Raw genomic sequence first — 24,075 nt, 5'->3', positions numbered from 1 at the left:
ACGCAGGCCATCGGCCCGTCGCGTGGCGGCCAGACCACCAAGATCCACGCCCTCACCGACGTGCTCGGCCGCCCCGGCGTCCTCCTGCTGACGCCTGGCAACGGCAGCGATGTCACCACCGCCCCAGCCGTGCTGGCTGAGGCTCCCGGTCGGATCTGTCGCTTGGCCGCTGACAAGGGCTATGATGCCGATTGGCTGCGCGCCGACCTGCGGGAGCACGGCATTACCCCGATCATCCCGGGCAAGCGTGGCCGCAAGCGGAAGATCCGCTACGACAAGCCTCGCTACCGCTAACGCTAGCGCATTGAGACGGACTTCAACCGCCTCAAAGACTTCCATAGGACCGCAACCCGCTACGACAAGCTCGCCTGCAACTACGCCTCAGCCGTTGCACTCGCCGCCATCGTCGCCTTCTAGTGCTGATCGAGTCGAGACCCTAGACAGGGCGTCGTTGCTTGAAAGCTCGAACACGCATCGAGACATCGCGAACCAGACCGATAACTTCGAGCGTATTCCACTCGTCGGACGAAGGGTTGTTAACCACCTTGATGGGCTTATGCCTCTTGTTGCTCGATCGAGGACAGAACCAAACCTCATCGTCGTGCAATTCGATTTCTTTGACTGACCATTCTATGAGGTGGCCGCCCTCTCTTGTTCGTTGCAGGACTACGATCATGCCGTCCTGAAAGGGCTGACCCGTCTCGCCGAAATCAACGCACACGACGCGCGCTCCATCCGGTATCGGAGGGTCGGCCTGATTCATACTGTCGCCTTCGACTTCTAGCGCGAACCGGCGCGCCTTAGGAAAATCCTCGTCCTCTGGCTCGAAGACGTAATCTGGCTCGGCATCGTTGAACTCGACCACCTCGCGATAAACGCCAGCGGCGGTGCGCCCGGCGAGGGGGATCGGAAGCAGGTTGCGCAGAGGTGCCGGCGCGGGGCGTGCCTCAGAGGCACCCTGTAGAAGGTCCTCGACGCGACATTCGAGCAGGGCCGCCAGGCGCTCAAGGTCGCTCTTCTTCGGCTCACGCTCGCCGGTCTCGAAGCGCTGCACTTGGGAAGTCGACAGGCCGACGCGTTGCGCGACTGTATCCAGCGACAGCTTCAGCGCCTTCCGGCGCCGTTTGAGTTCCGGCATCCCCATCCGGCAAAAATGCGGGACGCCCGGTGTGGCAACCAGAGCCAAATGGCAAATCCACGCTTGACATATTTCGCCATTTGGCAAAGTCATGAGGGATGGATCTGGCCGCTTACCTTGCCGAGCAGAGAATCAGGCCTGCTGCGTTCGCGGCACTGATCAACGTGCCTGCATCGACGATCTCCCGCATTTTGCGGGGGGAGCGTGATCCACGGGGCGCGACCATTCGGAAAATCGTTGAGGGCACTGGCGGCAAGGTTACCGCCGGCGACCTTTTGGCGGGCGTTCAGACCTCAACAATCGATGCCACCAAGACCGGAGCGGCTGCGTGATGCGCTGGCTTCTCTCCTCGCCTCAGTGGGTGGACGTTGTGCCAGGCGGGTACTGCGCCAGGACAGCGCGCACGCTGCCGGCGAAGCGGGCGGCGTGGTCCGGCATCGCTGCGGCGATCGCCTCGAAGAGCCGTGTTGCCGCCGGGGTCACCGGGTCGATATTCGGCGGCATGTCGCCAACCTCTTCCACAAAGGTGGAGAGCGCCGCATCGCGGCCGGCGGCTGACATCGGCAGCAGGGCGCGCGTCATCAGGTACGCCACCGCTTGCCGGAGGACCTCGATCTCGGCCGACGTTTCCACGGCGAAGGCGAACGTCTCTTCCGATTCCATTTCCAGCTCCATCAGTGGTGTCGCAGTCCCGATGGTAGCAGCGCGGACGGGTCGGGGCGTCGGCCCCCGCTCTGATTTGTCTGCGCCTGCACTGATCCTGGTCCGCACCTTGAGGATCGACCCAGCTTCGGTCGGTTGGAGGGCATCCGCCGGCCGGAGAGCCCATGGCGGGCGTTTCCTCACTAGACTTGACCGGGGCCTTCGGGTCCCGGCTCCTTCGGGAGCGGGGCGCTGACATGGAAGCGTTCTTCCTGCTCGCCTTTGCCTCGGCGCTGATACTGCTGACGCTCAACTTCGGGCTTCGGATGCTCGACTCCCTCTCCGATGGGGATGTCGGGCTGATCGCCGTCGACGGTGTCCGGACGGTCGTCTGCGCCAGCGGCGCGATCGCGCTCGTCGCCATAGCGATAGGGCGGCTCGCATGACGCGAACCGCCCTCGCCTTCCCGCACGCACCCGTCAGCCTGGCAGCCCCGGTGCGCGCTCTCGACCATCGATCGTCTGCCCTCCTCACGAGGTTTGGCCGATGACCGCCTCGCTGTTCCCGACCGACCCGTTTGGCCGGCCTTCCTCGATGCACCCAGCATCGAGGAAGCCGATGAAACAGTCGCCCAGGAAGCTACCCACACCTGTGGTGGATAGCCGAACAGGTGCATGCGAGGATCGAACAGTTGTTGCGGATCGCGTCGCGGCATTCCTGCGCGCGAAGTACCCGTTGAAGACGGCCGACAACGTCGCCGCCGACACGGGGCTTCCTGTCGCAACGATCTCCCGCTGGCTCGATCGAGGCTCGGCCCCGAGCCTTTGGGCGCTGGGCAAGCTCGTCGGCGCCTATGACGCCGAGGTCCTGCTCGTGATCCTCGACCACCCCCCGCTGTGGCTGATGGACGAAGCGCGCCGCCAGGAGCGGGAGCGCATCGAGCGCCAGATCGCGACCCTGCGCGCCCAGATCGAAGGCGGGCAGTGATGCAGCTCGCCGGCTTCGTCCTCATCGCCCGCATGGGCCTCGCCGCGCTTCTCCGCGCGATCGCGCGTGGTCCCCTCTGGATCACCACAGCGATCGGCATCGCGGCCAACCTCGTCGACCCGCGCATGCCCGAGAGCATCTGGCGCCCGCGCGAGTGGCTGTGGCGCCTCTGGTCCCGCGGCCAGCACACCGACCTCCACCCGCCACCCGGCGCTTGAAGGAGAGCCCCGTGACCCTGACCGTTACTGTCCAAGTCCCCGACCATGCGCCGGCGCCAGCGGAGATCGTCGCGATCGATCTGAACGCGGCTGGTGCCGCCATCGCCTCGCAGCGGACACTCGTCCTGCCCGGCATGCTGTCGACGTTCCACCCGCACCGCACGCGCACCATTCAGGTGATCGAGTCCGGTTACCAGGCAACCCGTCCTGACCTCGCCCTCGATGGCCGAGCGATCGAGTTCGGCGAGGCCCTGCAGGTGCTGAAAGCGGGCGGCCGCGTCACCCGCGCCGGGTGGAACGGCAGGGGCATGTTCCTGCTGCTTGTGCCCGGCTCGACCGGTCTCACCGTCGACGAGGGCAGGCCGCTCGCGAAGGCCGGCATCCCGGTCGGCACTAGGTTCAACTACCTGCCGCACATCGACATGTGGACGGTGCAGGGGGACTTCGTGCCGTGGCTCCCCAGCCAAGCCGACATGCTGGCCGAGGACTGGATGGTCCTGCCGCAGCTCGCGACGCCAGTGATCGAGCATCCCGCCGGCGCACCGGCCCTTCCCTCTTCGTCCCGCTAGCCCTCTCGGAGATCATCCATGCGCGCGCTGCTCGCTGGTCTGCTGCTCGGTTCCTCTCTGTTCGCCGCCCCCGCCGCGGCCGATCCGGGATTCCGGCTCTGCACCGGCTACGACACCGGCAACTACTTCAAGGCCGGCCACCTGCTGAAGCGGACCTCGACGTCTGTCCCCGTCGAGGTCGTGGCGAGCCAAGGCTCGCTCGACAACCTGGCCAAGATGATCGCCGGCCAGTGCGACGGCGCCTTCGTCCAGGCTGACGCGATGCTGGTGTTCTCCTCCCGCAACGCCCAGGCGCTATCCGGAATCGAGCGCGCTGGCGTGCTCTACGCCGAGGACGCCCACCTGCTCTGCAACCGCACCAGCGGGATTGGGCGCGTCACCGACCTGACAAAGGTGAACACCGTCGCGGTCGGCCCGGATGGCACAGGTGCCCGCACGACATGGGACGCCTTCGTGCTGGCCGACAAGAAGCGCTACGGGCCGGTGCAGACCGATCCCCGCAGCGGGGTGCGGGCGTTGTCCGCCGTTTCCGACGGCAGCCAGGTGCAATGCCTGCTCTACGTCGGCGCGCCCGGCGCCTCCTTCATGAAGGACGATGCCTCCGCGCTCGGCGATCGCGTCGTCCTGGCCGGCACCGACGACTGGGACATGGGAGGGGTGGCCAAGGATTCCCGCGGCAAGGCAGTCTACGGCTACGGCGAGATCCCGGCCGGGACGTACCCGCGAATCCAGCCGGGCGGCGTTGTCTTCGGCACCAAGCCGGTGAAGACGATCACGGTCGAGGCTCTGTTCGTCACGTCGACGGCGTGGATCTCCGGCAACGAAGGCGCCTACGACAAGGTGCTACGCGCCTTCACGGCGGCCGGGCCGGCGATCAAGGCCCTGGCGAAGCCGGGGAACTGAGCCGCACCATGCTCGCCCGCACGCCCAAACCCGGCCTGTCCTTCTGGCTCGCGATCGCCTCGTTCGTCCTCACGGCGATCATGGTGCATCCCGGGCTCGCCGCCCTCCTAGCGATGGGCGTGAACGTGGTGCTGCTCGCCGGCGTGCGCGCGGCCGCGCGCCTCGAGGGTCTGCGCGCCGGGATGACGCTGTCGAACGTTCGGGGCGCCGGCGACCGTGCGGTGGGCCGCTGATGGCGACCTCGAAGCTCCCCGCGCTGGCGCGGCCCGCCTTCCAGCCGGCGAAACATCCCTGCCACCGTCCAGGCTGTAACGAGCAATGGGCCGAGCGCGGCTTCCCGAACGACGTCTGGTTCTGCACGCCGTGCGTCCCGCCGACGATGCGCTTCGAGCACGAGGCCGGCTACGTGGCGCCGGACCAGGCAGCAACGACGGCGCCGATCGCGACGCCCACCGCGCAGGCCGCCTTCGACCTCGTGCCCGAGATCGCGCCGGCATGACGGCCGGTTGCGCCCGCCCGCGCACCCTCCCCACTCCCACTCTGACTCTCTCGCAAGACGGCGTGATGCGTAGCCCGAGGTCGTGGTCGTTGTCCGAAGTGAACGTCGCAGCGCGCGCGATCCTGGACGTCGAAAAGGTGGCTGCGCGAGCCAATCGATCCGCACGATGGATTGGTCAAATTAGCCAATCCATACGGACTTCCGACGTCGTCGCTCAGCGTTGGAGCAAGGGCCGGCTGTGGCTCGAGTGGGTCATCAAGGTCTTCGACGTCGTATCGGCGGAACCTGACCGCCTGGGCGCCATCGTTGCCTGGATGGACCGCGGCGGAGCACCGAACGTCGGTTGGGCCTGGGTTTGCGAGAATCGTGCGGGGACCGGCCCGTGCACCCCGCTGCCGCCGGAAGGCGCGCGCCGCGAGCTGGTCACCACCTCCTGGAAGCCGAGCGACGTCAACCTCGCCGGCCGCGCCCTCCTCCGCGTCGCGCTCGAATCCGAACTGCCGTCAGCTCGGACCACCAATCCCGCCCGCCGGCGGCGCAAGGCGATGAGCACCATCGCCCAGCTCTGGGGTGAGACCGCCGACTGGCTCCAGAAGGTGTTCGACGTCTGCGAGGCGGCCGAAGCCGAGCCGGACCTGTTCGGCAAGCTCGTCGGCGTCATGGACAAGGCCGGCCGGCCGCAGGCGGCGTGGAAGCGCATCCACACCCTGCGCGACGAGCAGCGTGTCCTCACCCTCGCACCGACCACGGCCCGCTTCCGGACGCTGGTGATCGACCCGCCGTGGAGCGAAGACAACATCTCGGCGTCCGGCGGGCATGACTATGCTTTGATGTCCTTCGAGGACATCGCGAAGCTGCCGGTCCAAGACTGGGCCGAGGAGAACTGTCACCTCTGGCTCTGGATCACCAATAATATCGTCCCGCTCGCCTCGTCGCTCATCGCGACCTGGGGGTTCGAGCACAAGACGATGCACACCTGGGTCAAGGAGACGGGCGATCTTACCCGGAACGACCCGAAGATCGGGCTCGGCCGGGATTTCCGGAACAGCACCGAGCACGTCCTGTTCGCCCGCCGGGGCACGCGCGAGGCGCTGCCGCGGCGTGAGGCGACGCTGTCGATCCCGACGCACCACCGCTGGCCGGTCGGCAAGAACAGCGAGAAGCCCGAGGCCTTCTACGACCTGGTGCGCGCCTGCAGCTACCCGCCCTACGGCGAGGCCTTCCAGCGCCTGGAGCGGCCCGACTTCTTGAACCTCTACCAGCCGGCGCCGGCGGCCGTCCTCGAGGCCGCGGAATGACTGGCGCGCACGCCCACCCGACGCCTCAGGCGTCACCCGGACCCGGAGCCTAGCATGGCCTCCGGAGCGCCGCGGAACAGCGTCGACTCCGTCCAGACTCGGAATCGGTCTCGATTCCCGGAGCGCTTCTGGCCCCTCCCCCGCGGGCCCCCGCGCCCGGCTCATTCCTCTCGCGCGCCCTGCTGGCTGTGCTCGAACTCGGACCCGTACTGAACGGCCCGGTCCGGCCGACGCCGACCCATCCCGCAGGTCCCCTCTGCTGATCCCGAACGCCGTCCTTTTCGGCGGGATCGCCGGCGGCCTGCGCTGCGAGCTCCATCCGCCCCTGCCCTGACGCCGATCGCACCAGCGATTCAAGCGACGGGTTTTCGCGTGCCCGAGGCCTGATCGGCTTTGCGGCCGACCGCTGAGCTTTTGCCCGAACGAATGCAGCCCTCATGAGCGTCGAAGCCATCAGCCACATCATGCGGACCAACATCCCCGACGGGGTCGCCAAGCTCGTCGCGATGGTGCTCGCCGACTATGCCGATCCGGTGAGCGGCCGGTGTTGGCCGAAGATCCCGACCCTGGCAGTCCAGTGCTCGCAGTCGGAGCGAACCGTTCAGCGCAAGCTGAAGCTCTTGGAGGAGCTCGACGTTCTGCACGTGGAGCCGAACACCTCGGGCGACCGGAAGGGCAACGTCTACATCCTGCACCTTCGGGGCGTACCCCGCTGCGGCCCCGGGCCGGGCAGGCGCGCACCCGGATCCGGAAGCCCGCAGACGGGTGACAGCGGTGGTGCGGCGGAGGATGCCGAAGGGGGTACGGGTGACACACAGTCACCCGTTACGGGCCGCGCCGAAGCCGCGACGGTCACCCCAACGGGTGACAACGCTGACACCCGACGGGTGACACTGCAGTCACCCCCAAAGGAATCCCCCAGAGAATCCACCAGGGAATCCCCCAGGAGAGAGATTCGGGACTCGTCGCTACCCCCCGCGTCCGCTGACGCGGCCACGGCCCCCAAGGGGGCTCCCCCTCCCCGGGCTTCCCTCTGCCCTGACGATTTCGAGCCGGACGAGCGCCACTACGCCGTCGCCGAGGCTGCCGGCTTCGACCGAGCCTTCGTCCGGGCCACAGCCGAATCCATGCGCCGATGGTCGCTGGCCAACGCCCACCGCCCGATCGCCCGGAAGGCCGACTGGCTGCTGGCCTTCGACGGGATCCTCGACACCGCGATCCGCGAGGCCGCCGAGCGCGCCGCCCGCGAGACGCGCCGCGCCACCGGTCCTTCCCCCGCCCGCCGCTCGACGAACGGCATGCTCTCCCTCGCCGCCGACATGATCGGAGTCCCCGATGACCCAGCTGACATCCTCGCCACCTTCGGCCTCGGCCATGACCGAGCGCCGCCTGCCGACGCCGCCTTCGACGATGACGCCGGAAATGGATCGCTTTACGGGCGCCTTCGTGAACCGGCTGGAGGACCATCCGGCGGACTTCCGGCGCCGGCGCATCCCCGCCGTGCAGGCTCCGGCCGGTGACGCGCGCGCCTGGCTGGAGAAGCGCCGGGCCGAGCTGCGGGCGAGCCTCGTTCCGACGCCGGGTCCTGAACTGAACCGTGCGCTGACCCTGCTGCTCGCCCGCAGCCGAGAGTACGGCACCCTGACCGAGAAGGCGGCTGGCCTGCGGCTCGCCCTCTACCTCGAGGCGCTCGGCGACATGCCGACCTGGGTGGTCGAGCGGGCGCGGCAGGCCTTCAGCAAGGCCGGCTGGCGCTGCCTGTGGGACGGCCGGGACGTGCCCTCCTCGCACGACGTGGTCGCCGAGTGCCGGCACATCCTCCTGCCGATCGATACCGAGCTCGCCCGGCTCGATACTGTGCTTGATGCTGAGCTCTACGACAGCGGCGCCACCGACGGTCACCGCGCCAACGCCGTCGCGCACTGGCAGTCGGTGAGGGCCGAGATGCGCCATGACGATCCCGACGTCAGCGCATCGACGGAAGAGGAAATCTCGCCCGAGCGCGCGGAGATGGCCAAGACGAACGAACGGTTCCGCGCACGTGAGCGCGCGCAGGCCACGGCGGCCGGTCGGGACAAGGTGATGTGGGGCCGTCTCCCAATCAGCGACGAGCTCGCTCGCCAGATCGGGCTGCGGGTGCCGGCCGAGGTGGCGTGAAACGATCGCGATCGCTTCACGCCACCCGTTGTCGTCTCAGGCGAGGTGCCAGCCCTGCTCGACTACCCCGACGAGGTGCACCTGGGCTTCGGCGCTTTCCGAGATCTGCACCGCCACCTGTGTCCGGCCGGACTGCGCCAGCTGACCAGTCCAGTACGCCGTCGCGTTCATGTCCGCATGGTGCCCAAGTGCCCCCACGTACAGGCTATCCACGAACGCGCTGTCCGACAGGTTGCCGTGGGTGCTTGAGAACTCTTGCGACGACAGCATCGTCTGCGCCACGCCTGCCAAGCCAGTCGACTTGGCTTGCGCGGCGAAGGATGCAAGCCCACCGGCGTCCGGTGCCCGATCGAGCACGCCGTGGTAGAGCCGTGCCACAGCGGAGGCGGTTGTATCCGAAAGGTACACACCGGCGGCGTAGCCAGCCTTGAGTTGAGCCAGATGCTCGCTCGACAACACGAAGCCGTCGGCAACGTCCGCTCGCGAGGCGCCCTGGTCGAGGGCCGTGACCCAACCCTGCTTGCCGCCAGCATCGCCCGTCCGGCCCAGCACGCTCCCGTAGAGTTGCTCGACGTAGGCGGCGTTGCCCGCGGCGTTGAGATGGCTTTGGCCTTCGCTGCTGGTGAGGAGCGTCTGGGTGACGTCCTTCAGTGTTGCACCATGGTCGAGGGCATCGACGAAGTAGCGAGCCCCAGCCTGGTCAGGGGCCCGGCCGAGCAGCCCTTCATACAGTGCGTAGACTTGACCCAGATGACTCGCCGCGTCATGCGCCACCGTTCCGAACAGGTCACGGTTGGCGCTGTAGTCGAAGGCAAACACGGAGCTGCTGCTGGTGGAGGCGTTGCCCGCAGCATCCGTAGCCGAAGCCGTGAGGCTGTAGCTATGTGTCGGTCCATCCTTGGTGTCGGTGAAGGCGAAGCTGAAGTGACCGGCAGTGTCAGCGGTCGTGGTGCCCAGGACAGTGGTGCCATCGCGAACCGTGACGACGAGGCCGGCATCTTTCGCACCAAGCTCGCCCATCAGGGTGTGCCCGGTCTCGTGGTTGGTTTGGCCCGATACCCCGGCGAGCAAGGCTTTGGGCGCCGTGCGGTCGAGGGTGAAGCTCAGTACTGCGTTCGCCGAGCTGTTGCCCACCGCATCCAGCTCGCGGATCGACACCGTGTGCTGGCCGTCAGCTAGCGCGTTCGGATCGTAGCTCGACGAGGCGGCACCTCCATCCACCTGGTAAAGGATGGCTCCGTTCTCGCTGCGGCCGATGATGAGGCTGGCGTCGTTGGTCAGGCGATCCGAGCTGCTTGTGCCGGTGTCGTGGGCCAACGCGATCGTCGGCGTGTTCGGCCCGGTGTTGTCCAAGGTGGTGATGGTGCCGTTCGTGTAGCCGGTGGCCAAGTTGCCGGCCGCATCGGCGATGCCGGTACCCGTCGCCTTAAGGTCGAGCTTTACAGTGCCGTCACTGGCCACGTTGGTCAGCACCAAGTCGTAGGTGGTCGCGCTGACGGCTGTGACCGAGCCGATGGCTGCCTTGGCCGTGCCGGTCGCAGTAACGGTGAAGTCGCTGGCATCGACGCCGGTGACGGCCTCGGAGAAGGTGACCCGCTCGGTGATGCTCGTGGCGCTGGTCGGGCCGGTGGTGCTCGGCGTGATGCTGGTGACGGTGGGAGCGAGCGTGTCGAAGGTCAGGCTTGGCGTGGTGCCAGCCTGGCCCAGGTTGGTCGCTGCATCCGCATAGGTGCCGGCTGCCACACTGACTGAGGCTGTGCCGGCGTTTACCCCGGCGGTCGGGGTGAAGGTGGCTGTGCGAGTCAGGCCGCTGCCCGAGATTGCCGACAGCGCGCCGCCGCTGACCGTGACGTCGCCCGTTGTGCCGTTCCAGGCGAAGCTGGAACCGGGATCCTCGCTGAAGCTGAAGGTGATCGTGGCGGTCTGCCCGGCCTTGAGTGTGCTCGCGTTGCTGGTGATGGCCAGGGTCGGTGCGGTGTGGTCGACGGCGGTCGTCGTTCCGGTGCTGCCGCCCTGGATCGCGTTGGTCGCGGTGTCGGCGATGCCGGTGCCGGTGCTTTTGAGGTCGAGCCGGACGGCGCCGTCGCCGGCCACCTGATCGAGCGTCACCGTGTAGGTGGTGCCCGAGCCCGTGACGGAGGCGACGTGCGCCGTGGCGTTGCCGCTGGCGGTGGCGACGGTGAAGTCGCTTGCAACGACACCGGTGACGGCCTCGGAGAAGGTGACCGTCTCGGTCAGCGTGGCGGCGTTGGTCGGGCCGGTGGTGCTCGGCACGATGCTGGTGGCGGTGGGAGCGAGCGTGTCGAAGGTCAGGCTTGGCGTGGTGCCGGCCTGGCCCAGGTTGGTCGCTGCATCCGCATAGGTGCCGGCTGCCACACTGACTGAGGCTGTGCCGGCGTTTACCCCGGCGGTCGGGGTGAAGGTGGCTGTGCGGGTCAGGCCGCTGCCCGAGATTGCCGACAGCGCGCCGCCGCTGACCGTGACGTCGCCTGTTGTGCCGTTCCAGGCGAAGCTGGAACCGGGATCCTCGCTGAAGCTGAAGGTGATCGTGGCGGTCTGCCCGGCCTTGAGTGTGCTCGCGTTGCTGGTGATGGCCAGGGTCGGTGCGGTGTGGTCGACGGCGGTCGTCGTTCCGGTGCTGCCGCCCTGGATCGCGTTGGTCGCGGTGTCGGCGATGCCGGTGCCGGTGCTTTTGAGGTCGAGCCGGACGGCGCCGTCGCCGGCCACCTGATCGAGCGTCACCATGTAGGTGGTGCCCGAGCCTGTGACGGAGGCGATGTGCGCTGTGGCGTTGCCGTCGGTGGTGGTGACGGTGAAGTCGCTTGCAACGACGTTGGTGACGGCTTCGGAGAAGGTGACGGTCTCGGTCAGCGTGGTGGCGTTGGTTGGGCCGGTGGTGCTCGGCGCGATGCCGGTGACGGTGGGCGCGAGCGTGTCGAAGGTCAGGCTCGGCGTGGTGCCGGCTTGGCCCAGGTTGGTCGCTGCATCCGCATAGGTGCCGGCTGCCACACTGACTGAGGCTGTGCCGGCGTTTACCCCAGCGGTCGGGGTGAAGGTGGCTGTGCGGGTCAGGCCGGTGCCCGAGATTGCCGACAGCGCGCCGCCGCTGACCGTGACGTCGCCTGTTGTGCCGTTCCAGGCGAAGCTGGAACCGGGATCCTCGCTGAAGGTGAAGGTGATCGTGGCGATCTGCCCGACCTTAAGCGCGCCCACGTCACTGGTGATGGCCAGGGTGGGCGCGGTGTGGTCGACGGCGGTCGTGGCTCCGGTTGCTCCGCCCTGGATCGCGTTGGTCGCGGTGTCGGCGATGCTGGTGCCGGTGCTTTTGAGGTCGAGGCGGACGGAGCCGTCGCCGGCCACCTGATCGAGCGTCACCATGTAGGTGGTGCCCGAGCCTGTGACGGAGGCGATGTGCGCTGTGGCGTTGCCGTCGGTGGTGGTGACGGTGAAGTCGCTTGCAACGACGTTGGTGACGGCTTCGGAGAAGGTGACGGTCTCGGTCAGCGTGGTGGCGTTGGTCGGGCCGGTGGTGCTCGGCGCGATGCTGGTAACGGTCGGGGCGATGTGGTCGACGGTGGTCGCCGTGCCGGTGGCCCCAGCGGTGAGCGCGTTGCCGGCGGTGTCCTGAACGGTTGCGGTGTTGAGTAGCTGGAGCTTGATGGTGCCGTTGCCGGTCACGTCGGTCAGGGTGACGGTGTAGACGCCGGGATTGCCGGTGGCGACGACCGAGGAGACCGTGGCGGTGGTACCCTCAGCGGAGCCAACGACGGCGAAGTCGGCCTTGTCGACGTTGGTGACGGCTTCGGAGAAGGTTACCGTTTCGGTCAGCGTGGTGGCGTTGGTTGGGCCGATGGTGCTGGGCACGATGCTGGCGACGGTGGGCGGGACTTGGTCAGAAGCGCCGGGCGGTAATTCTGCAAGCGTTAGAACATGAACTTCGGCACCTAATTTCTGTCCGATTGAGAAATTGGCACCATCCGTACTTTGTCCAGACGCGACAACACTTCGACCGCGGAGATCAGGCATCGCAAAATATGTTGAGTCCCCACCATATGTATTGCCAAACAAACTATAAAGAGCCTGATTTTGATTTACAGGGAGCATTTGGCCATTACATAAGGCATAACCCCCTGGTATAAGATCCCCGGCGAATGCGGTGATCTCGCCCAAGACAGCTTGACCACCATCGTGGTTATTTGAACCACTCCTACTAGGAAAAATTCCATCTGTGGAAATAATATAGTTCAATGCTAAGCTGGGCTGCTGGTTGTTGAAGGGTTGAGGATTGGAGTTGTTTGCCCCTGGAATTTGCGAGGCGTTTAGGGATATTTCCGCAGTTCCGAACTTATCACCAACAGCGTGCGATTGATTGCCGTCGGATGCCCCAACAATGGCCCGGCCGCGTAAGTCGGGTAGGGCAAAAGTGGTTTGGCCGTCACCGCCATATTTATTGCCAATTACGAAGTATAGATTTTGATGGTCACTAATATTTAAAGTTCTTCCATCGCATTCTAGGTAGTTACTGGGACCGTCATTCTCAATGCCTCGAATTCCTGCATACGAGATGATGCTTCCTATTAAGTTAGCATTGCCACCACCGCCCTGGGACGGGAACAATCCTTGATCGCATATGCCGTACTTAAGCCCAATGTCAGACTGGTGATTGTCGATGTTCTGGCCGGCAGCACCAGATGAAGGTAAATTTTGTTGGGCAATCAACTGCTTATTATTGCCTTGCAGAGCGCCAAGCTCAACATTGTCGAAGCCGGCCCCTTGCCCATGGCCTACCGTAAGTCGACCCTGAAGATTTGGAAGATTAAAATAAGTTGCATTTCCACCATAAGTGGTCCCTAATACAGAATATAATGCTGTGTTTTGCTGAATTTGAATGGATTGTCCTGCGGCCTGTGTCTCGGATCCAGGCGCAAATGAAAATGCGTACGTATGAATTGTAGCATACGAATCTACTTCAGCTTGGCTGCCTGACGGATAACTTCCATTCAGTGCAATCGTCTGGCTGAGGACTAGTGACGGCTGGATATTGTCAAAAGGCTGAGCCATGAGCATGCTTTCAATTTATAGTTGAGCAGCCCGCGGCTGAACTCAGCCTAAACTGCAGGATGGCCGCTCCGTAGGGCAGTGGCAATTGGTAGTCTATCGCTTATCGAGCACACCTTGACTTAAAATGCGATTTTGGGACGCTCAAACAAGAAATTTGTCTGGAAAAGCAAAAAGGGCAGGCAACCAGATTGATCAGGATGAGGGGATTGGGGGGCTAAGAGCGTCTAACAGAACCGTCTGCATTGATTGAGTGTGACGAGGGCGCAGGCGAGGGTGGTGAAGGCGAGGTGGATGTCGGCGCGGCGTTCGTAGCGGATGGCCAGACGGCGGAAGCGGGCGAGCCACGCCAGCGTACGCTCGACGACCCAGCGGTGGCGGCCCAGGCGCTGACTGCTTTCGATGCCCCGGCGCGCGGTACGCGGCTTGATCCCGCGAGCCCGGCATTCCCGGCGGCAACGGCGGTGATCGTAGGCTTTGTCGGCGTGCAGCTTGCCGGGCCTGTGGCGTGGGCGTCCACGGCGACCCGAGCGCACCGGCGGGATCGCGTCGCGCGTCGCGACGAGTTGGGTGCTGTCGTGCGTGTTGGCCCCGGTCAGGACAACACCGATGGTTCGACAGGCTCACCATGAGCGGCGTGCCGCGGGCATCGACGACGAGGTGGCGTTTTGTGCCCGGCTTGCCCCGGTCGGTCGGGTTCGGACCGGTCGCCGGCCCCCCTTTATGGATGGCCCGCCCCTCACCGGGCTTCACTGCTAGGTTTGCAGTGTGGCTCACACGAGGGATGGAGCGGACCGATGGCCGTTACGATACTCGGGATCGAAATGGGCAAGAACAGCTGCAGCTTGGTGGGGCAAGATGCGACCGGTCGGGTCGTCCTGCGACGCCGGATGCGACGTGAGACGGTGATGACCTTTGGCGCGACGCTTCCGGCCTTCATCATCGCCATGGAGGCGTGCTGCGGCGCGCATCACATGAGCCGGGCGCTCGCCGCTCAAGGCCACACCATCCGGCTGATGTCGCCGGAATACGTGCGCCCCTACGTCAAGCCTCAGAAGAACGACGACCGTGACGCCGAGGCGATCGCAGAGGCTGCGACGCGTCCGACAAAGCGGTTCGTCGCGTTGAAGTCGGAAGCGCAGCTCAACATGCACCTTCTGCGCTCGACTACCTAGTTTACGGTCGCCGAGTTCGGACCGGAGCCTTGCAGTGCAGAAATGAAGCAAGCAACCATTTCTTTTGATATTAATAGTATTACATACCTAGATAGTAGCGATCCGCCTTTGCCCTCTTGGCTTGGGCACACCCCGAGCTGGACGAGCGGCGACGTCCTGCTCTGGATGAAGCGCGCGTTCGGCACCGATCCGAAGACGCGCAGCGCGGCTGAGATCCGGCCGCTCAACTGGCCGAACGACTACCTCTCCCTTGCAGATCCGAAGCTTTGGGCGTTGAAGCGGGACATCCTGTTTGCGTGGGCACGGAGCCGTGCAGTGCGCGAGAGCTTCCAGGAGATGATCCGGCGGCATCCGCATTCATGGGGCTCGTCGGCGACGGTGTACCGACTCCGCGATGAGGCAGCCTCCGAGATCGCGTCCGGGATCAATGCTGCGATCATTAAGGCACGTGGGTCTGTAAATCGCAGTTGACTCTGAGAAAACTAAGGTCGGATCAGGTGGATGTTGCCCGATCGTTCCAGATCGGGACAGGACACCGGGGACCACCGTGACCGCGTCGGCATCGTCCAGCATCACCACCCACGCCCTTCCGCCCGAGCGCCGCATGCCGGCCGGTCGGCACGCCAGCGGCATTCGCCAGAGCCGGGTTCACGCCCCGCCGATCGGCACGCGCCGCGACACCATCCCGAACAAGCGGGTGATGGACATCGAGGACGCCCTCACCTGGGCGTACCGCGAAGAGTTGCCGAAGCGGCGCGATGGGAACGGTGACCTCAGCCCCCAGGGGTACCCGTCGATCTCGCCGATGTTCAAGATCTGCGCGCTCGGTGGTCGGGTCGAGAACTTCAGCCGGGAGCCTGGCTTCCCGGCGGCCATGGGCGAGGCGCACCCGGACGCCCTGATCATCGAGGCCGCGGTCGAGGAGCTGCGGAGCTTCGAGGGCCATCGCTTCGACGGCGAGCTCGGCCTTCTCACTCACCTGCCTCCCGGCCTCGACGAGCATGCGGCGATGGCGCAATCCATGGGGCAGCTGTTCGACCTGGTGCGGATCAAGGCCCGGCTCGGCAGCCGTCCGACCTTCGCGAGGAGTCCGGAGCCATCGGCCGTCGTCGGGAACACCGGTAAGGTGCTGATCTTCGTCGTCCGGGATGGGATCGAGCAGGTCTCCGGTGCCAAGGACAAGGATCGCTACCCGACCGGCGCCTATTGCGCGATCGAGTGGGAGAGCGCGAAGGCGATCCTGATCGAGCGTGCCGACTATGCGGCCTGGTGGGCGGCGGTCGACCTGCTGGCACATCGCCTGTCGGGCAAGCTCGCCAGCATCAGCGTGCTGCCGCCGGCGGCTGCGCAGCGACCGTGGGCCGGCGAGGCCGATGCCGCGAAGCCCCGCCGGATCCTCGACAACCCGTCGAGCCGGAAGCGGCTGCGGAACCAGCAGGAGGACGCCCTGGTTCAACGGCTTCTGGCGCATCGTCGGCGGAACAGTCCGCGGAAGCAGTCGGTGGTGAAGGCCGCCCCCAGCGCAGAGGCGGCCACGGGCTGAGCCGATGCGAACATCCGTCGACGCCGAACTGCTCGCACGCACGCTGCATGCGGATCAGTTCGACAAGGCGGGCCAACCATACGTCGACCACCTCCGGCGGGTCGCGGATGCCGCCGAGCAGCGGGCCGTCATGGCCTCGGTCGCACGGCTGCCGATCGACGTCGACGCCGTCGTCCAGGCGGCATGGCTGCATGACGTCGTCGAGGATACCGCCACCACCGCGGCCGACCTGCTCGACGCGGGCTACGCGCCCGACGTCGTCACCATGGTGGAACTGCTGACGAAGCCGGAGACCCGCGTCTCCTACGAAGAGCGGGTCACGAAAATCATCGACAGTGGCAACCTCGGCGCCATCCTGATCAAGCTCTCCGACAACGAAGACAATGCGAGCCCCCGTCGGCCCTGGCCCGTAGGACAGGGGAAGCTGGCCCTCTATGCCTCGTCGATGGAGCGCCTACGCGCGGCTGCCGAAGCAATGGGATATCCGGCGCGGCCCACGGGACCCTAAGGCGGTGCTTGACTGGGGTTAACCGCTTGACATATACGGATGAGGCAGAACTTTCAGACGGCCTCGGCGGACCCCCGCTCGGGGCCGTTGTCGTTTCCGGACGGCGTCGTCCGGGGGCTTCGGAAACACCGACCGCCAACCGCGGAGGCCGGCCATGAAGTAGCTGTCCCCCTCGGCTTTTCAGACCAGTCAGACATAGCGGCCTTACCCGGGGAGCCGGGCCTTCGATGCTCGAGCCGCCAAGCCGCACGATCACAGGCCGATAGAGGCCTTTCACCCCCTGCGGTTCAATCCGCACGGATCGCTCTCGTGGGCGATCGATGCCAGCGCCAATTCCGATTGTCGACCTAGATCCAGCGCCAGGCTGGTGCGGACGGCTGTGCGGCCAGCCTGCCATCACCCCTCCCTGACGGGCGCGCGCCGGCGCGTTATCCGGCACCCTCTTCCGCTCCCCGTGTTGGGCGCGATCTGATAGGATCGACCCGATGACGGAGCCCCGGCCGTGACCAGCCAGGACATCGAAGAGCGCCTGCTCGGCTTGTGCCAGGCGACGGATCGATACCGCCTTCCCGGCCACCGTCGCACCGCCGAAACCTGCATGGCCGACTTCGGCGAGATCCGCGACCAGGCTCGCAGGCTCTACCGCGACCTCACCGGCTCCTGGCCGCGGCACGCCGGCGACGGGGAAGGCCCCCCGGCGCGACGCCCGCAGCTGCCGATCCCGACCGCGATGATCCGCGATCGAGAACGTCGTCGGGACCGCGTGCTGCGCGCCTGATCCGAAGCGCGGTCGCTTCCGATAACCGCCCTTGTCGGTGGTGACCGAGATCAAGGATCAGCGCCGTTCTGGGCCGATTTCCTGTTTCCCAAGAGAAACAGTAAAGGCCTTCGAGGCGTCGAAAATAGATCAACAAAAACAGGGGCTTGCGGGTGGCTGCGAAGAGCAATCGCGTCAAGCTCGCGCTCCGTAGGAATGCGGTCCAGACCGCCAAGCGAGCCGAGGTCCGCACGCTGGCCGTCGGGTACCTCAGGGTCTCGACGGAAGAACAAGCGCAGAGCGGCTTCGGCCTCGACGCGCAGGAAGACGCGGTGCGGAAGTACGCCGACGCCGTCGGGCTGGAGCTGATCGACGTCATCGCCGACCCCGGGATCTCGGGGACCACGCGACCCTCGGAGCGCCCGGGCTTCCGCGAGGTGATGGCGCTCGCCGTCGACCGGCGGTTCTCGGTGCTCCTGGTCAAGCGGTTCGATCGCTTGGCGCGCAACATCGCCCTCGCGGTCACCACCTCGGCCGAACTCGACACGGCGCACGGCGTCACGATCCGGAGCGTCACCGAGGCGATCGACACCGGCTCGCCCTCGGGCAAGCTCATCTTCTCGGTCTTCTCGGCCATGGCTGAGAACGAGCGTGACGCCATCGTCGACCGTACCAAGGGCGGCCGGATGCAGAAGGCGGGCAAAGGCGGGTTCGCCGGCGGCCGTATCCCCTACGGCTACGTCTCGGACGGCCGTGGCGGTCTCGCCATCGAGGACCGTACCGCGGCGGTGGTGCTCCGGATCTTCTCGGAGAACGGCGCCGGCCGGGGGCTGCAGGCGATCGCCGACGGATTGAACCACGACGAGATCCCGTCGCCTCGCGGTCGCCGCTGGTGGCCCTCGAACGTGAGCTACATCCTCGGCAACGCGGTGTACGCGGGCCAGGTCGAATACGTCTTCATCACCGGCGGCAACGCCGAGCTGGTCTCGGGGCCCGGCACGCACGCCGGCATCCTCCGCTGACGCTCCCTGAGGTCTCGATGACGATCACCCTCGTGCACCAGCCGGGCGCGGGTCGGCTTCCGTTCGCGCTTCGATGCGTGCGCGGCGACTGCACCGTCGATGTCGGTTACGCCGACGAAGCGTCCGCGCAGGCCGCCCGTCCCGAATTCGCTGCCGCCATGCGTGAGGCCTTCCGTTCGTGACAGCCGCCGAGAAGCGCCACGCCGCCGCCGCGGCCAAGATGATCGCCGGCCTGCCCAAGGGCGGCGCCCTGGTCGTCGTCCACGCCCATACGGCGATCCGCCCGATGAAGGCGCTGATCGCGGCCCAGCGCGGCGCGGCCGTTGTGGCCGCGATGCGAGTCGTCGCGGCGCCCAGCCATCTCGACGAGCTGGCGATCGTCAGCGGCACCGAGCTGCCGGTTCATCGCGAGCCGTTCGTCTCGACCTACCGCGCCCATGCGCGGGCCATTCAGCCGCCGCTGCCGGAGATCCCGGCTCCGGCGGCGCTGACCTCGTGGGGCTACGGATGCTGACCGAGCCCGAATACGACCGCCTGCCGGGCATCCTACGCCGGATCGTCGACGCCGATCGCGCGCTCGTAGCCGTGCGGCGGACGATCGCCGCCTCGGTGCTCTCGATCGACGTGGCGCGTGGCGCGCGGCGCGAGCTGACGCACCGCCGCGCCCTCTCGGCCGAGGCCGAGCGCCTCTACGGCCACCGCCTCGCCGGGGCCGGGCCCGCGTCCGCCTAACGCTACGCTCTCTCGCTCGGTGATCGCCATGGACGAGGTCCTGATCCTGGTCGGCGACGCCGGCCCGCAGGTCGGCCAAGTCACCCTGCCCGTCTGCACCTCGCCGATCGCGGCCGCCTGCCTGCTCACGGCGATCGTCGTCCTCGTCATCCTCGCCCTCTCGGGCCTCGAAGCCTCGGAAGGTCCCCGCCGATGAACACCTTCCTCGCCGTGGTCCTCGTGTGTGCCGCCTCGGTCTCGGGGCCGGACTGCGGGCGTGACAACGCCCTCGATGTGGCGATCCAGCCGGTCGCGTCGGTCGCCGTGTGCGGCCTCGCCGGCCAGGTCCTGGCGGCGCAGGCCTTCGGCGCTCCGGGCCCGGGCCGCTACGTGAGGGTCGGCTGCGAACGCCGGAAGCCCGCGTGATGGTCGCCACCCCGCTCGCCGACCACGCCGGCCGCGTCGCCGCGGCGCTTAAGGACCTCGCCGAGGCCCAGCAGGTTGAGGAGCGCCTCCTCCACGAGGCGCGCCGCATCGCCACCGAGATCACGCACCATCGGGCCAGCATCGGCCGTCTGCGCGAGCAGGCCGCGTTCGTGCTGGCCGAGACGCATGCCGCAGCGGGGCTGACCTGATGCGCCGCGCTGGCCTCACACCTAACCGCCGCGCCCTGTCTTGGAGCCTCGCGCTGCGAAGCGCGGCCCAGCCGGACCAGCCTGCCGTGCGCGAGGTACGCATCCGGACCGCGTCCGGACTGCGTGGCACGCCGCCGGTGGCTCTCGGCGCCTGGCGCGGCGTGTCGGGGCGGCGCTACGTCGTCATCGTCCACGACCTCGCTGCAGCCCCCATGATCGAGGCACCCGGCGCCGTGGTTCTCGGCGTCCGCCGACAAGAGGACGGAATCGCCGTGCTTCTCGGCGCAGGCCATCTGGGCAGTGTCGTCGAATGCGCGGCCCAGGCCGCGCTCGACGGCGCGACCGAACTCCACATCCACCGGCTCGCCGACACGGCGGTCGAGCGCGACGCCATGGTGCGCGACCTGGTCGACGACGGCATCGACTGAGGCGCGACGCTGATGTTCCGCGGCTGGCTCCGACGCACCGTTCTCGCCTGGGCGCAATCGCGCGCCTCGCGCCTCGATCCGATCTGCCGCCGCTTCCGATAAGTCCCTTGTCGGAACCAAACGGTCGCCTCGGGCTCGGGCGCTCGACACGCCAAACCGAGATACAAGATGCACTGTTCCACGTGCCCCATCGACCGGCAGGATCTCTGCAGGCGCGAGGGCTGCTCCGCGAAGCTCCTCGCGGAGCGGCACGCAACGATCGCCTCCGACGATTGGGTCAGGTCAGCCTTGAGCGCTGGTGCGGCTTCTGCCGGCTCGATCTCGGCTTTGCGCTTCACACTAAAAGCGCCTCTCTCCGCCAACCTCGACCTGCAGGTGAAGCGCCTCGACGTCGAGAGCGGCGACATCCTCGTCGTCCGCACGGCCAAGAAGCTGACCCGCGTTGAAGCCGACGCGATCGACGCGCAGGTCTCCCAGCTCGCTCGCCGGCACGGCGTGCGCGACGTCTCGGTGATGGTGCTCGACAACGCCACCGACCTGACCGTCGAGCGCCCGGGCCCGGTCGATACCCGCATGCAGCACCAAGCGCCGCGGCCGGCGCCGATCGTCATGAGGTGAGCTGATGAAGATCCTCGCCCCGGCGGGCGACACGACAACGTGCGCCAACTGCCGCTTCTACGCCGCTGCCAACGCCCAGGCTGGCGAGTGCCGGATGTTCGCGCCGGACTTTGGCGAAGACACACGGCGGGCCTCGTGGCCCATCCTGACCGCGACCAGCTGGTGCGGCGAGTTCGAGATGCGTTTCGTTCCCTCGGAGGTACCGCCATGCTCCGCCCCGCCTTCGCCGCCTGCCTCGGCGCCACCTTCGGCGCGCTGACCATCGGCGCGGCGCGCGAGCGCTTCGCCGACATGCTGGTGCAGCCGGTCGAGGCCTACAGCCTTGCCTTCGTCTCGGCGGCCGCCTTCCTGCTGGCCGTCCTTGTCCTCGCCTGCCGTGAGCCGGCCGAGCGCCGCGCGGACCCGCGGTGCGGCTCGCTGATCCAGGTCGACGCTCTAAACCCAACCGCTGCCTGTCCGGCAAAATGGGGTCCACTCCAGCCGCCGGGTGTCACTCCCAAGCCACACCCGGCCCAGCCCTACGCCGCGAGGTGCCACTTATGCGAACAGTAGGTCATCTATGCAGCCCTAAAATCCTCCATCAGACGTGCTTCTGCAGCGTATTTCGATCCGAGACCGGGGCCTACAGCCCAAGTCAATTCGGAGCCGAGAGCGTGGGAAAGATGACACTGCCCGTCCCCATACTCGCAGGATAAAGCACAACCAAAACCCCAGCCCGATTCCATCGCCAGAGATCAAATACTAGCCCTGGATGTGTGCTCCGGCTTCAACCACACCGACAAGGTGGACCTGAGCCTCTGCACTGTTAGCGATCTCGACAGCAACTGTCGCTCTCGATATGCCTTGAGAGAGCTGGTTTGCGAAGTAGGATGCACCGCCCAAGTCTGCATGACGTCCCAACGCATTCATGTAGAGGCTCTCAATATAGTCTGCATTCGGGCCTGGGCTATGATAGCGCATGTATTCACTTGAATTATAGATGGAAGCTGCAACTGCGGCGAGACCTTGGTTGATCGCCGTGATGTCACCTGTCGGCGCAATCCCATGGACGTTGTCTTCAAAGTATTTAAGTCCAACCGCGTCCGGTGGCCGCACGAGCAGAGCATGATAAAGCCTCGCGACACCGCTGTCGGCTGCATCCGGGACGACGACGCCTGCATCAAAAGCCGGTTGAAGGCTTGCACGAGCCTCTGGGCTGGTAGCAATCTGTACAGCAACAGCGGCCTGTGAAATTCCACTAGCAAGTTCGTCTTTAAAATAATTTAAGCCAGAGTTATCCGCAGAACGATGAAGAATGTTAGTGTAGAGGCTCTGCACAAAAATGTCTGGACTGAGCACGGCGGAGCCGCGCTCAGAAGAACTAAGAAGGGTGCTCGCGACATCTGTTAGGCTTGCACCATTCTGTGAGAGACCTGTAAAATATTCCATTCCGAGTAAATCCGGAGCACGATTTAGAACACCGACATAGAGGGCGTAGATGCCTGCGGTGTTACTCGATCCAATACCATGTTCTATTTTGCCGAAGAGATAGTCGTTCTGCGGGCCTATGACGATCAGCGTGCTTGCCGGATCGGAGGATAGTTGTTGTGGCCCTGAGGAAAAAGTAAAACTCGATGCAGCGTAGTTTCCAATAAAATCAAGAGCAACTGTGCCTGTCGAGTAGTTGATTTTCAGCACGCCACCGTCGCTAGTTCCAGAGTAGGACGTACCGGTGATGGATTGAGCCGACATGTTCGGAAGGAGGATATGATCGCCGCCAAGCTGGGCTGGAGCGATCTTGCCTGAGAACTCTGACGGCGTGTCAAGAACGAGTTGACCAATGTTATTAGCATATCTTACATTTTGAGAAACATTACCAGTAAGCTCAAGCGAAGCTTCAAGTCTGTAGTAAGGACTAATACTGTTGCCCAACCCAGGTTGGTTACCAGCCACACCAGGGCCAATTTCGAGCAAACCACTGCCGCTTACGTCCCCATCTACGTGCAATGTATACTGTTGAAGCGAACTCGTGATCGATCCATTATTAATTATCGATCCACTAAGCGACCCGTAACCTTTGATCTGCCCGCCAGGCTCCACGGTCAGCTGACTTGATGTTAGAGATCCAGTTCCAACCGTTCCATAACCATCTCCGGCTATTGAAACTGTGCCGGAAACGTCCAGCGGACCGAACGTATACGGAGCACCGATGATAGCTAAAGTTCCGGCCGCATCGACACTTCGCAGACTTGACGTCAGCGGTACGAAACGTCCAGCGCTGGGATCAAAGCTTGTAATCATGCCTCCGGACAACGTGATTTTAGCACTATCTCCTACGATGACGCTACCCGCGTTGATCGATAGGATGCTTGCCGTTGTAGGTCCATCGACTTCATAAGCGCCGCCGACGAGCGTCGAGCCTGACAGGTTTGTAAATCCGCCTGTGCTGACTACAAGGTTGAGATTTCCGGAGGCGGCAATCAACGTTCCATTATTTGTAAAGTTCTCAGCGTTGATGTTTAATCCACTGCCACCAGCGCTTGCGCCAAGTATACGCGTATTATTCGTTACGGTCGAGGCAAATACGTCTCCTTGCCCTTGAAAGCTGATCCCGCCTACTTCGATTGTGCGCGCATGCAGTACTCCTGCGTTAAAACCTAGATTTCCGCTGGCAGTAAAATCAGTCTCTACGGTAAGAGAGCCATTTAGTGTCAAATAGTCGATGGGGTCCAGGCTGATAGAGCGGACCGTAAACATCTCTCCAGTCTTGATTGTCACGAACGAGGTGTAAGTGAGCGTGCTGCCAGCATAAGTTGTTGGCATAAATACTACGTCCGCGTCAGCGCTATTGGGAACTACGCCCTGCGCCCAAACTGTCGGATCGTCCCAATTTACGAACTGCTGGGACGCGTTTGGCTTAAACGTGTACGTCGTCATACTAGTATCCCAACTCGCGCCCGCTGCCCCTTTAGTAAATCACATACCTTGTTAGGCCTTGTCAAATTCAGCGGCCTCCGGCGCGAAGCTGGTCAGCCCCCATTGAAGTGGTCCGCCCTTTGGTATGGCTTTTGAGCCTGGAGGACGGACGAGATGGCAAAACACCCGAAGCCCGAGGAGATCGTCGCGAAGCTCCGTCAGGCGGACGTGCTGATCTCACAGGGCCAGAGCGTGGCCGATGCAATCCGCGCGCTCGGTGTGAGTTCGGTGACGTACTACCGGTGGCGGCGTGA

29 protein-coding genes and 5 pseudogenes are annotated in these 24,075 nt (G+C 65.3%); 28 read left to right on the top strand and 6 right to left on the bottom strand.

The window, feature by feature from the left end; translation table 11 throughout:
• A pseudogene (locus FV229_RS14805) lies at positions 1-417 on the top strand (IS5 family transposase); the annotation flags it as partial.
• Between the two features lie 19 nt (positions 418-436).
• Here FV229_RS14805 and FV229_RS14800 read toward each other — a convergent pair.
• A complete protein-coding gene (locus tag FV229_RS14800) occupies positions 437-1,138 on the bottom strand; it encodes an XRE family transcriptional regulator (RefSeq protein ID WP_187275162.1) in 702 nt (233 codons plus the stop codon).
• Between the two features lie 98 nt (positions 1,139-1,236).
• Here FV229_RS14800 and FV229_RS14795 point away from each other — a divergent pair, with 98 nt between their 5' ends.
• Complete coding sequence (locus FV229_RS14795) at positions 1,237-1,470, top strand: helix-turn-helix transcriptional regulator (RefSeq protein ID WP_147752709.1); 234 nt, start codon at positions 1,237-1,239, stop codon at positions 1,468-1,470.
• Positions 1,471-1,492: 22 nt separating this feature from the next.
• Here FV229_RS14795 and FV229_RS14790 read toward each other — a convergent pair whose 3' ends face one another.
• Positions 1,493-1,813, bottom strand: a complete 321-nt coding sequence (locus tag FV229_RS14790; protein WP_147752708.1) for a hypothetical protein — start codon at positions 1,811-1,813, stop codon at positions 1,493-1,495.
• Between the two features lie 224 nt (positions 1,814-2,037).
• Between FV229_RS14790 and FV229_RS14785 the strand changes: the two genes are divergently transcribed.
• The 10 genes from FV229_RS14785 to FV229_RS14740 all read left to right on the top strand — a co-directional run bounded on the left by FV229_RS14785 (position 2,038) and on the right by FV229_RS14740 (position 8,411).
• Complete coding sequence (locus FV229_RS14785; RefSeq protein ID WP_147752707.1) at positions 2,038-2,226, top strand: hypothetical protein; 189 nt, start codon at positions 2,038-2,040, stop codon at positions 2,224-2,226.
• A gap of 100 nt (positions 2,227-2,326) precedes the next feature.
• On the top strand, positions 2,327-2,767 hold the full coding sequence (locus FV229_RS14780) for a hypothetical protein (RefSeq protein WP_147752706.1): 441 nt from the start codon (positions 2,327-2,329) through the stop codon (positions 2,765-2,767).
• On the top strand, positions 2,767-2,985 hold the full coding sequence (locus tag FV229_RS14775) for a hypothetical protein (RefSeq protein WP_147752705.1): 219 nt from the start codon (positions 2,767-2,769) through the stop codon (positions 2,983-2,985). The genes FV229_RS14780 and FV229_RS14775 overlap by 1 nt, the downstream gene beginning before the upstream one ends.
• 11 nt (positions 2,986-2,996) lie before the next feature.
• Positions 2,997-3,554, top strand: a complete 558-nt coding sequence (locus tag FV229_RS27795; protein WP_210246604.1) for a DUF2829 domain-containing protein — start codon at positions 2,997-2,999, stop codon at positions 3,552-3,554.
• An 18-nt stretch (positions 3,555-3,572) separates the two neighbouring features.
• Positions 3,573-4,457: a TAXI family TRAP transporter solute-binding subunit gene (locus FV229_RS14765; RefSeq protein WP_147752704.1), complete on the top strand. Its 885-nt coding sequence runs from the start codon at positions 3,573-3,575 to the stop codon at positions 4,455-4,457.
• A gap of 8 nt (positions 4,458-4,465) precedes the next feature.
• Entirely contained in the window at positions 4,466-4,690 is a 225-nt protein-coding gene (locus FV229_RS14760; protein ID WP_147752703.1) for a hypothetical protein, read from the top strand.
• Positions 4,690-4,956, top strand: coding sequence for a hypothetical protein (locus tag FV229_RS14755; RefSeq protein WP_147752702.1), 267 nt, complete (start codon positions 4,690-4,692; stop codon positions 4,954-4,956). Before FV229_RS14760 ends, FV229_RS14755 begins: the two co-directional genes overlap by 1 nt.
• A complete protein-coding gene (locus tag FV229_RS28120) occupies positions 4,953-6,254 on the top strand; it encodes an MT-A70 family methyltransferase (protein WP_246688204.1) in 1,302 nt (433 codons plus the stop codon). The genes FV229_RS14755 and FV229_RS28120 overlap by 4 nt, the downstream gene beginning before the upstream one ends.
• 437 nt (positions 6,255-6,691) lie before the next feature.
• Positions 6,692-7,774, top strand: coding sequence for a helix-turn-helix domain-containing protein (locus FV229_RS14745; protein ID WP_147752701.1), 1,083 nt, complete (start codon positions 6,692-6,694; stop codon positions 7,772-7,774).
• Positions 7,755-8,411, top strand: a complete 657-nt coding sequence (locus FV229_RS14740; protein ID WP_187275161.1) for a hypothetical protein — start codon at positions 7,755-7,757, stop codon at positions 8,409-8,411. The genes FV229_RS14745 and FV229_RS14740 overlap by 20 nt, the downstream gene beginning before the upstream one ends.
• A gap of 36 nt (positions 8,412-8,447) precedes the next feature.
• On the opposite strand, the gene FV229_RS14735 is transcribed toward FV229_RS14740, so the two are convergent.
• The 3 genes and pseudogenes from FV229_RS14735 to FV229_RS14730 all read right to left on the bottom strand — a co-directional run.
• Positions 8,448-12,275, bottom strand: coding sequence for an Ig-like domain-containing protein (locus FV229_RS14735; protein WP_246688205.1), 3,828 nt, complete (start codon positions 12,273-12,275; stop codon positions 8,448-8,450).
• Positions 12,276-13,214: 939 nt separating this feature from the next.
• Positions 13,215-13,472: pseudogene (locus FV229_RS28115) on the bottom strand (phage tail protein); the annotation flags it as partial.
• Positions 13,473-13,696: 224 nt separating this feature from the next.
• A pseudogene (locus tag FV229_RS14730) lies at positions 13,697-14,192 on the bottom strand (IS5 family transposase); the annotation flags it as partial.
• Positions 14,193-14,266: 74 nt separating this feature from the next.
• Between FV229_RS14730 and FV229_RS14725 the strand changes: the two are divergent.
• The 15 genes and pseudogenes from FV229_RS14725 to FV229_RS14665 form a co-directional block, all read left to right on the top strand.
• Positions 14,267-14,620 (top strand): annotated as a pseudogene (locus FV229_RS14725) (transposase); the annotation flags it as partial.
• A gap of 189 nt (positions 14,621-14,809) precedes the next feature.
• On the top strand, positions 14,810-15,115 hold the full coding sequence (locus tag FV229_RS14720; protein WP_187275160.1) for a hypothetical protein: 306 nt from the start codon (positions 14,810-14,812) through the stop codon (positions 15,113-15,115).
• 76 nt (positions 15,116-15,191) lie between these two features.
• On the top strand, positions 15,192-16,187 hold the full coding sequence (locus FV229_RS14715; protein ID WP_147752697.1) for a hypothetical protein: 996 nt from the start codon (positions 15,192-15,194) through the stop codon (positions 16,185-16,187).
• A gap of 4 nt (positions 16,188-16,191) precedes the next feature.
• Positions 16,192-16,695 carry an HD domain-containing protein gene (locus FV229_RS14710; protein WP_147752696.1) on the top strand — a complete coding sequence of 168 codons (504 nt, stop codon included), beginning with the start codon at positions 16,192-16,194 and terminating at the stop codon, positions 16,693-16,695.
• A gap of 502 nt (positions 16,696-17,197) precedes the next feature.
• A complete protein-coding gene (locus FV229_RS14705; RefSeq protein WP_147752695.1) occupies positions 17,198-17,473 on the top strand; it encodes a hypothetical protein in 276 nt (91 codons plus the stop codon).
• Between the two features lie 152 nt (positions 17,474-17,625).
• Entirely contained in the window at positions 17,626-18,474 is an 849-nt protein-coding gene (locus FV229_RS14700; protein ID WP_147752694.1) for a recombinase family protein, read from the top strand.
• Between the two features lie 17 nt (positions 18,475-18,491).
• A complete protein-coding gene (locus tag FV229_RS27455; RefSeq protein WP_187275159.1) occupies positions 18,492-18,656 on the top strand; it encodes a hypothetical protein in 165 nt (54 codons plus the stop codon).
• A complete protein-coding gene (locus tag FV229_RS14695; protein WP_147752693.1) occupies positions 18,653-18,988 on the top strand; it encodes a hypothetical protein in 336 nt (111 codons plus the stop codon). Before FV229_RS27455 ends, FV229_RS14695 begins: the two co-directional genes overlap by 4 nt.
• Positions 18,982-19,206, top strand: coding sequence for a hypothetical protein (locus tag FV229_RS14690; RefSeq protein ID WP_147752692.1), 225 nt, complete (start codon positions 18,982-18,984; stop codon positions 19,204-19,206). Before FV229_RS14695 ends, FV229_RS14690 begins: the two co-directional genes overlap by 7 nt.
• A 28-nt stretch (positions 19,207-19,234) precedes the next feature.
• A complete protein-coding gene (locus tag FV229_RS27450) occupies positions 19,235-19,402 on the top strand; it encodes a hypothetical protein (RefSeq protein WP_187275158.1) in 168 nt (55 codons plus the stop codon).
• On the top strand, positions 19,399-19,611 hold the full coding sequence (locus FV229_RS14685; protein WP_147752691.1) for a hypothetical protein: 213 nt from the start codon (positions 19,399-19,401) through the stop codon (positions 19,609-19,611). The genes FV229_RS27450 and FV229_RS14685 overlap by 4 nt, the downstream gene beginning before the upstream one ends.
• Positions 19,611-19,820 carry a hypothetical protein gene (locus FV229_RS14680; protein WP_147752690.1) on the top strand — a complete coding sequence of 70 codons (210 nt, stop codon included), beginning with the start codon at positions 19,611-19,613 and terminating at the stop codon, positions 19,818-19,820. The genes FV229_RS14685 and FV229_RS14680 overlap by 1 nt, the downstream gene beginning before the upstream one ends.
• Positions 19,821-19,906: 86 nt before the next feature.
• Positions 19,907-20,248, top strand: coding sequence for a hypothetical protein (locus FV229_RS14675; protein WP_147752689.1), 342 nt, complete (start codon positions 19,907-19,909; stop codon positions 20,246-20,248).
• Between the two features lie 288 nt (positions 20,249-20,536).
• The gene (locus FV229_RS14670; RefSeq protein ID WP_147752688.1) at positions 20,537-20,866 is read left to right on the top strand and encodes a hypothetical protein; all 330 of its coding nucleotides are present in this window, start codon (positions 20,537-20,539) and stop codon (positions 20,864-20,866) included.
• Between the two features lie 207 nt (positions 20,867-21,073).
• Complete coding sequence (locus FV229_RS14665; RefSeq protein WP_147752687.1) at positions 21,074-21,418, top strand: hypothetical protein; 345 nt, start codon at positions 21,074-21,076, stop codon at positions 21,416-21,418.
• Positions 21,419-21,607: 189 nt separating this feature from the next.
• Here the strand turns inward: FV229_RS14665 and FV229_RS14660 are convergent, their stop codons facing one another.
• The gene (locus FV229_RS14660; protein ID WP_147752686.1) at positions 21,608-23,782 is read right to left on the bottom strand and encodes a DUF4214 domain-containing protein; all 2,175 of its coding nucleotides are present in this window, start codon (positions 23,780-23,782) and stop codon (positions 21,608-21,610) included.
• Between the two features lie 153 nt (positions 23,783-23,935).
• On the opposite strand from FV229_RS14660, the pseudogene FV229_RS14655 reads away from it, so the two are divergent.
• Positions 23,936-24,075, top strand: a pseudogene (locus tag FV229_RS14655) (IS3 family transposase); the annotation flags it as partial.

The organism is Methylobacterium sp. WL120 (assembly GCF_008039465.1).
GTDB lineage: Bacteria > Pseudomonadota > Alphaproteobacteria > Rhizobiales > Beijerinckiaceae > Methylobacterium > Methylobacterium cerastii.
This window is presented reverse-complemented; position numbering and strand designations above follow the sequence as displayed.

Excerpts from the sequence above, each read along its gene's own strand:
- FV229_RS14800 (WP_187275162.1), bottom strand. The coding sequence starts at position 1,138 with ATGCCGGAACTCAAACGGCGCCGGAAGGCGCTGAAGCTGTCGCTGGAT.
- FV229_RS14795 (WP_147752709.1), top strand. The coding sequence starts at position 1,237 with ATGGATCTGGCCGCTTACCTTGCCGAGCAGAGAATCAGGCCTGCTGCG.
- FV229_RS14790 (WP_147752708.1), bottom strand. The coding sequence starts at position 1,813 with ATGGAGCTGGAAATGGAATCGGAAGAGACGTTCGCCTTCGCCGTGGAA.
- FV229_RS14785 (WP_147752707.1), top strand. The coding sequence starts at position 2,038 with ATGGAAGCGTTCTTCCTGCTCGCCTTTGCCTCGGCGCTGATACTGCTG.
- FV229_RS14780 (WP_147752706.1), top strand. The coding sequence starts at position 2,327 with ATGACCGCCTCGCTGTTCCCGACCGACCCGTTTGGCCGGCCTTCCTCG.
- FV229_RS14775 (WP_147752705.1), top strand. The coding sequence starts at position 2,767 with ATGCAGCTCGCCGGCTTCGTCCTCATCGCCCGCATGGGCCTCGCCGCG.
- FV229_RS14765 (WP_147752704.1), top strand. The coding sequence starts at position 3,573 with ATGCGCGCGCTGCTCGCTGGTCTGCTGCTCGGTTCCTCTCTGTTCGCC.
- FV229_RS14760 (WP_147752703.1), top strand. The coding sequence starts at position 4,466 with ATGCTCGCCCGCACGCCCAAACCCGGCCTGTCCTTCTGGCTCGCGATC.
- FV229_RS14755 (WP_147752702.1), top strand. The coding sequence starts at position 4,690 with ATGGCGACCTCGAAGCTCCCCGCGCTGGCGCGGCCCGCCTTCCAGCCG.
- FV229_RS28120 (WP_246688204.1), top strand. The coding sequence starts at position 4,953 with ATGACGGCCGGTTGCGCCCGCCCGCGCACCCTCCCCACTCCCACTCTG.
- FV229_RS14745 (WP_147752701.1), top strand. The coding sequence starts at position 6,692 with ATGAGCGTCGAAGCCATCAGCCACATCATGCGGACCAACATCCCCGAC.
- FV229_RS14720 (WP_187275160.1), top strand. The coding sequence starts at position 14,810 with ATGAAGCGCGCGTTCGGCACCGATCCGAAGACGCGCAGCGCGGCTGAG.
- FV229_RS14710 (WP_147752696.1), top strand. The coding sequence starts at position 16,192 with ATGCGAACATCCGTCGACGCCGAACTGCTCGCACGCACGCTGCATGCG.
- FV229_RS27455 (WP_187275159.1), top strand. The coding sequence starts at position 18,492 with ATGACGATCACCCTCGTGCACCAGCCGGGCGCGGGTCGGCTTCCGTTC.
- FV229_RS14690 (WP_147752692.1), top strand. The coding sequence starts at position 18,982 with ATGCTGACCGAGCCCGAATACGACCGCCTGCCGGGCATCCTACGCCGG.
- FV229_RS27450 (WP_187275158.1), top strand. The coding sequence starts at position 19,235 with ATGGACGAGGTCCTGATCCTGGTCGGCGACGCCGGCCCGCAGGTCGGC.
- FV229_RS14685 (WP_147752691.1), top strand. The coding sequence starts at position 19,399 with ATGAACACCTTCCTCGCCGTGGTCCTCGTGTGTGCCGCCTCGGTCTCG.
- FV229_RS14680 (WP_147752690.1), top strand. The coding sequence starts at position 19,611 with ATGGTCGCCACCCCGCTCGCCGACCACGCCGGCCGCGTCGCCGCGGCG.
- FV229_RS14665 (WP_147752687.1), top strand. The coding sequence starts at position 21,074 with ATGCTCCGCCCCGCCTTCGCCGCCTGCCTCGGCGCCACCTTCGGCGCG.
- FV229_RS14660 (WP_147752686.1), bottom strand. The coding sequence starts at position 23,782 with ATGACGACGTACACGTTTAAGCCAAACGCGTCCCAGCAGTTCGTAAAT.